At 35.6% G+C, this 6577-nt stretch carries 7 protein-coding genes; 6 read left to right on the top strand and 1 reads right to left on the bottom strand.

The window, feature by feature from the left end:
- Nucleotides 1-474 (bottom strand): D-alanyl-D-alanine carboxypeptidase family protein (locus AC220I_RS16140; RefSeq protein ID WP_486724891.1); only part of this gene is annotated, 474 nt, incomplete at its 3' end.
- Between the two features lie 83 nt (nucleotides 475-557).
- Here AC220I_RS16140 and AC220I_RS16135 point away from each other — a divergent pair.
- From AC220I_RS16135 to AC220I_RS16110, 6 genes are all read left to right on the top strand, one after another.
- Nucleotides 558-953, top strand: a complete 396-nt coding sequence (locus tag AC220I_RS16135) for a ComEA family DNA-binding protein (protein WP_486724890.1) — start codon at nucleotides 558-560, stop codon at nucleotides 951-953.
- Nucleotides 954-1025: 72 nt separating this feature from the next.
- Entirely contained in the window at nucleotides 1026-2063 is a 1038-nt protein-coding gene (selD, locus tag AC220I_RS16130; RefSeq protein WP_486724889.1) for a selenide, water dikinase SelD, read from the top strand.
- Nucleotides 2060-3466: an L-seryl-tRNA(Sec) selenium transferase gene (gene selA, locus AC220I_RS16125; protein WP_486724888.1), complete on the top strand. Its 1407-nt coding sequence runs from the start codon at nucleotides 2060-2062 to the stop codon at nucleotides 3464-3466. The genes selD and selA overlap by 4 nt, the downstream gene beginning before the upstream one ends.
- Nucleotides 3463-5328 (top strand): selenocysteine-specific translation elongation factor, encoded by a 1866-nt coding sequence (selB, locus tag AC220I_RS16120; RefSeq protein WP_486724887.1) that lies wholly within the window; start codon nucleotides 3463-3465, stop codon nucleotides 5326-5328. The genes selA and selB overlap by 4 nt, the downstream gene beginning before the upstream one ends.
- A 16-nt stretch (nucleotides 5329-5344) precedes the next feature.
- A complete protein-coding gene (locus tag AC220I_RS16115; RefSeq protein ID WP_486724886.1) occupies nucleotides 5345-6049 on the top strand; it encodes a response regulator transcription factor in 705 nt (234 codons plus the stop codon).
- Nucleotides 6009-6577: hypothetical protein (locus AC220I_RS16110; protein WP_486724885.1), on the top strand; the 569-nt coding region annotated here is incomplete at its 3' end. The genes AC220I_RS16115 and AC220I_RS16110, both read left to right, overlap by 41 nt.

Genomic DNA, 6577 nt, shown 5'->3' with positions numbered 1-6577 from the left:
CATTGAAGCCGCACGTTCATTCATGACCTTTGCAAAGGCTTCAATTGAACCAGAATGTGTTTTAGCGAGTGCTTCAGCAGCATCATTGGCACTAACCATGAGCATGGCGTGTAGAAGTTGATTTACGGTAAGAACTTCACCGGCTTCTAGAGCTATACCACTACCGTCAACGCCTTCCATATCCTTGGTTATGGTAACTTCTTGATTCAAATCTAAATCTTCCAGAACAATAATCCCAGTTAAAATTTTAGTTGTACTCGCTGGATACATAGGTGTATGCGCGTTTTTAGTGAACAAAATTTGACCTGTATCTTGGTCAATTAAAATAGCACTTTCTGCAATGAGGCTATCTGAGGTAATGGTATAATCATCATCAGCAAAACTAAAAGAAGAGAGTAAATTTAAGGTTATAAACATCAGTAAAAGTGTTAATAAAAAAAATCTATTTTTAATGAAAGAATTTAAATAAGTCACGACGCCTCCAAATGGTATAATATGGTAATTAAAATTCTTTTATGATATACTTTTTACAACTAATATAAAGAGGTGAAATGTATATGAGTCGAAGAAATTATATAATTATTTTATTAATATTAGTGATTGTCACACGATTAATATGTATAAATCAATCACTACAGACCTCTATTTTAACATATAGGACCATAAGTGTTCAACCCACTGGGGTGAATGAAATCACTGAAAATATAAGCAATTTTGAGGCAAATCCAATAATGTCGATCTATGACCCTGTTACACAAACCCAAATTGATGTGAATCGGTTTAATCAATATACACTGGATGAGTTAATTCATTTTAATGGCATAGGAGAAAAAACGGCGTTAGCGATTTTGACCTATAAGGATGAACATGGAGATTTTAACGCCTTTGAAGATTTATTACAAGTAAAAGGGATTGGTCAAAAGAAACTTGAACTATTGTTAAATGGTAAATAATGATATTTTTATGATATTTTTTTGTTATAATACAATTAGTGCATGACTTTATGACTGAATGGAGGGGACATGATGGATTCTGTTAAATTAACAGCATATACCACAAGCGCTGGTTGAGGCGCTAAGATTGGTCCTGAGACCTTAGCACAAGTTTTGTGCGATTTACCTAAATTTGAAGATGAGGCGTTATTGGTAGGTTTTGATACATCTGATGACGCAGCAGTATACAAAATAAATGATGAGCTTGCAATGATTCAGACTTTGGACTTTTTTACACCTATTGTAAATGATCCCTATCAGTTTGGACAAATTGCTGCGGCAAATGCCTTAAGTGATGTCTATGCAATGGGTGGAAATCCAACACTTGCAATGAACATTGTCGGTTTTCCCAATTGTTTAGCACCAGAAATTCTTAAGGAAATTCTTAAGGGTGGTGCAGACAAAGTAAAGGAGGCAGGCGCAATCCTTGTTGGAGGGCATTCTATTGAGGACAATGAGCCAAAATATGGATTATCCTGTACAGGGATGGTTCATCCCTCAAGTATTTGGCGTAATTTTGGTGCCTTGCCTGGGGATGTTTTGATCTTAACGAAACCTTTAGGCGTTGGTGTGACAACAACAGCCCTTAAAGAAGATTTACTAAGTGAATCAACTGTTAAAGAAGTTACTTTTATAATGAGTGAACTTAATAAATATGCAAAAGAGGCAATTCAAACCTATGATGTTCATGCATGCACAGATATAACAGGTTTCGGATTACTTGGTCATGCACTTGAAATGGCTAAAGGCAGCAATGTCACCATTGAAGTTGATACCAAAAATTTGGTGTTTATTGAGAGTGCTAAAGAAATGGCTGCCATGGGCATTATACCGGCTGGTGCCTATAAAAATAAGTTCTTTGTTGAAAAAGAAGCTTATATTGATGAGCGTATTGAAGAAGTCATATTGGACTTGATATGTGATCCACAGACTTCAGGCGGTCTGTTGTTTGCCGTACCTGAAGGACAAGTGGAACAAGTTCTGACATCTCTTAAGCAACATGTGAGAACAGCCTATTTTGTCGTTGGCAAGGTTTTGGAAAAATCAGAAAGGTATTTAAATGTTAAATGAGTACTTTAAAATTGCTTAGAGAAATACCAAGGGTGGACGATCTGATGATTGCCATTCAAAATAAAATAGAGATTAAATTAAGCCAAGAAGAGATCAAATCGGTAATCAATGGCTATTTAAGTGAGCTTAGAGATATGATCAAGGGGAATGAATTGAATCATCTGGATACGCAGACTATTCTTGAAGCGATTGAAGTGAGAGTAAAAGCACTACAAGCTCCTAAGTTTGTGCCATTGATTAACGGTACGGGTGTTGTTATACACACCAACTTAGGCAGATCTACCATTTCTAAAGAGATCTTGTTGCATGCGACGGATGTCTTATGCCAATACAATAACCTTGAGTTTGATCTTGAAGCAGGTACTAGGGGTACACGGTATGCGATTGTAGAATCACTTCTGTGTACCATTACAGGGGCCGAGGCGGCAATTGTTGTCAACAACAACGCAGCAGCTGTTATGTTGGTTCTTAACACGCTTGCCAAGGGAAAAGAAGTCATTGTATCTCGTGGTGAGTTGGTTGAGATTGGCGGTGCTTTTAGGATACCAGATGTGATGAGTATGAGTGGCTGTGTTTTAAAAGAGGTCGGCACAACAAATAAAACACATTATGCCGATTATGAAGATGCGATATCCGATGAAACAGCCTTACTACTTAAGGTTCATACAAGCAACTATAAGATACTCGGATTTACTCAAGCAATCGATTCGACTTCCTTGTCTGAGTTGGCACATAAACATCAATTGCCAGTCTATGAGGACTTGGGAAGTGGTCTACTTGTCGATTTAATGCCATATGGTTTTACCAAAGAACCCCTTGTTCAAGAGGTCGTTAAAAATAAGGTGGATGTGATTTCTTTTTCAGGTGATAAATTACTTGGTGCATCCCAATGTGGTATTATTGTTGGTAAAAAAGAGTTCATTGATCAAATGAAAAAAAACCAGTTGCTACGCGCACTTAGGATTGATAAATTTTCATTAGCCATACTTGAGCAGACTTTACTTGAATATTTAGACCCTGCTAAGGCGGTTGAAAACATTGATACATTAAGGCGTTTAACTATGACTGAGGCTGATGTGCTCAATCACATTAATCAATTTTGGCGCTTGTTGGAGTCTTGTGTTTCAGACAAGGCTAAGCTACATTCTATTTTTAAAATAAGGCCAGTTGATTCTGAAGTCGGCGGGGGGGCCTACCCACTTGAAAAAATGAAATCCTATGGTCTATATATAAAAACGAATAAGCCAAGTGCTATGCAGGATAAATTTAGAAAATATCTAACACCGATTATTACTAGGATCATTGAAGACGAGGTCGTCCTTGATTTTAGGACAATTTCTCAATCAGATTTTACATGTTTGGTAGATGCAATTAAAGAAATTGTCAATTGGAGTGAATCATGAGAAATCATATCATTATAGGAACTTCTGGTCATATAGACCACGGTAAGACTGCTATGATCAAAGCAATAACCGGATTTGATGCTGATCGATTAAAAGAGGAAAAAGAACGTGGTATCACCATTGAACTTGGTTTTGTACATTATGACATGGCATTAGATAAAAGTATAAGTTTCATAGACGTGCCAGGACATGAACGTTTTATTCACAATATGCTTTCGGGTGTGATCGGGATGGATGCCGTTTTATTGGTTATTTCTGCTGAGGAGGGGATAAAACCTCAAACCGTAGAACATTTAAATATACTCAGAATTTTAGGTGTTAAGAGGGGTGCAATCGTATTGACGAAGGTCGATCTTGTGGAACCTGATCTAATTCAAGATTTAAAACGGGAAATTGCGGCCTTTGTCAAAAATTCATTTCTTGAGAGTCAACCTATTTTTGAGTTTTCAATTTTTAGACCCGAATCCAAAATACCATTAAATCAGTATTTTGACAGCCTGTTTTCACAAGTTCCTGAACACGTATTGGAGACCAGCTCAAGGTTGTCAGTAGATCGTGTCTTTACCATAAAAGGGCAGGGGACTATTGTAACCGGAACACTTATTGAAGGTATCATCGATAAGACCATGGCACACTATCTATATCCAAGTGTTGAAAAGATAAGAATACGCAACATTCAGGTGAACGGACAAGACGTCGAGAGGGCAGTTGCAGGCCAACGTGTCGCTTTAAATATACCCGTAGCAAAAACAGAAATCAATAGAGGCAATGTCGTATCGTCAAGTGAATCGCTTCCAGTGACCATGATGGTGGATGTAAAGCTGTTTATAGATGATATTTCAGAAGTTACTGATTTTTTCCACTGGCAGAGAGTCAGACTTCATCATGGTACCACTGAAATCTTCGGGAGACTGGTCATTAAACCCGAGTTTAGCAAGGACCATCCCTTTGTTCAAATTAGATTGGAAACACCCCTAGTCTGTAAAATAGGAGATCGATTTGTCATCCGAAATTATTCACCAGCAAGTCTACTGGGTGGTGGTTATATTGTAAACGTTAATGCTAAAAAGGGAGAAATTACAGACTTTGACTATGTAAATGATAGTGAAGAGCAAATTAGGCAATTGATTGAAGGTGAAAAATCAACTTTTAAAATCAGCAAGAAATTCTTTGAATCACTTCCAGTCTCTTACGATGTATGTCTTGATATTTTTAATCAATTCATTGAGACGAAGGAAGTTGAAAAAGTTGGCAAAGACCAGTGGTGTTCACAAAGTTTGAAATCTAATCTCGGTCAATCTCTAATAGACCTCATAAATGATTTTCATAAAAAAGAACCATTAAAAATTGGGATGCCAAAAGAAGTTATAAAATCCAAACTCAATATCAATCAGAAAGCATTATATGATGCCCTCTTAGAATGGCTGTCAGCAACTGGCGACATAAAAATTATGGGCGATAAAATTGCAGATGCTCACTTTAAAATTCGATATTCCAAAGCAGAACAAAAAATTAGAGATGGTATTATACAAAATGTTAGAGAATCAGCGTTTAAACCTATTGCAATAAGGGAACTATATAATATAACAAAAATAGATAAAATTCATTACGATATCTTTATTAATTTGATTAATGAGCGTATTCTTGTTAAAATAAATGAAGATACAGTAATGTATTGTGACAATTATGATATAGTACGTAATAAGCTTAAAACATATTTGAAACAAAATGATGAAATTACTGTGGCAAATTTTAGAGACCTGTTGGATATTTCTAGAAAGGCTAGTATTTTGCTACTTGAACATTTTGATGACATCAAGCTCACAAAACGGATTGAGGATGTAAGAATTTTAATAAAATAATGAATGGAGTGGAATTATGGCAGAGAAAATTTTAGTTGTAGATGATGAGCCGATTCTATTAAAGGGCTTGAGATTTAGCTTAGAACAAGAAGGATATGAAGTTGAAACTGCAGTTGATGGCAAAGAGGCATATGATAAAATTCTTGAGAACTCATATGATGCAGTAATTCTAGATCTAATGCTTCCAGGCATGGATGGCTTAGAGGTCTGCAAAAAAGTAAGAGAAAAATCAATGGTGCCAATTTTGATGTTGACAGCTAAGGATGATGATTCTAGTAAAGTACTTGGTCTTGAATATGGTGCAGATGATTATATTACAAAACCTTTTAACATGCTTGAATTAAAAGCAAGAATTAAAGCCATATTGAGAAGGGTTCAAGTTTCAGATCAAAATATGGCATCAAATTTAATAAATATTGGTGATTTTAATATCAACACATTAGGCCGAAAAGTTTCTGTAAATGGTCAAAATGTGAATTTAACAGCAAAAGAATTTGACTTATTACTTCTTTTGATGATGAACGAAGAAAAAGTGTATTCAAGAGAAGAACTTCTTGAAACCATTTGGGGCTATGAATACTTTGGTGATGTGCGTACAGTCGACGTACACATTAGACGTTTAAGAGAGAAGATCGAATCAAATTCTTCTCAACCTGATTATATTCTAACAAAATGGGGAGTTGGATACTATTTTAAGAATAAGAAAAAAAGAGTTCTTTAAAAGCATTAGGTGGAAACTTGTTTCCACCTATTTAATATTAATCGCCTTTATTCTCTTACTGGCAACGATTTTTATTAGAGACTACCTGATTAAGTCTAATGTTTCTGAAACCCAGACAAATCAGTTGGCACAAAGTAATATTATTTCAAGTCAGATAGCGCCCTTTATGAATAATGTAGACAATCAATACACGAGAAGTTATGTGGAAGACATCATTAAACAACACAGTTTTGATTCTCAGTCTAGGGTGCTTGTAATCGATAGAGAAATGAATGTTATCTTAGATTCATATGATGATTTTGAAAGTCAAGACCTTCAACTCGTTGAGGTGGAAAATGCCGTTAAAGGGATGAATTCTGCCAATATCTATCGATATAGAAGCGATTATGTAATGTACACAGCAGTGCCTATTATTTTTCAAAACGAAATCATAGGTGTTATTTTTATGTCTGTAAACGCCAATTTCATCTTTGAAAATGTTCAGAATATCTTAGACAAGTTGATCATAATATTTCTGATTGCCTTGTT

This window comes from Fusibacter sp., assembly GCF_057447755.1.
The sequence above is the reverse complement of the archived record's forward strand: the minus strand, read 5'-3'. Positions and strand labels throughout refer to the sequence as shown.

Excerpts from the sequence above, each read along its gene's own strand:
- AC220I_RS16135 (WP_486724890.1), top strand. The coding sequence starts at position 558 with ATGAGTCGAAGAAATTATATAATTATTTTATTAATATTAGTGATTGTC.
- selA (WP_486724888.1), top strand. The coding sequence starts at position 2,060 with ATGAGTACTTTAAAATTGCTTAGAGAAATACCAAGGGTGGACGATCTG.
- selB (WP_486724887.1), top strand. The coding sequence starts at position 3,463 with ATGAGAAATCATATCATTATAGGAACTTCTGGTCATATAGACCACGGT.
- AC220I_RS16115 (WP_486724886.1), top strand. The coding sequence starts at position 5,345 with ATGGCAGAGAAAATTTTAGTTGTAGATGATGAGCCGATTCTATTAAAG.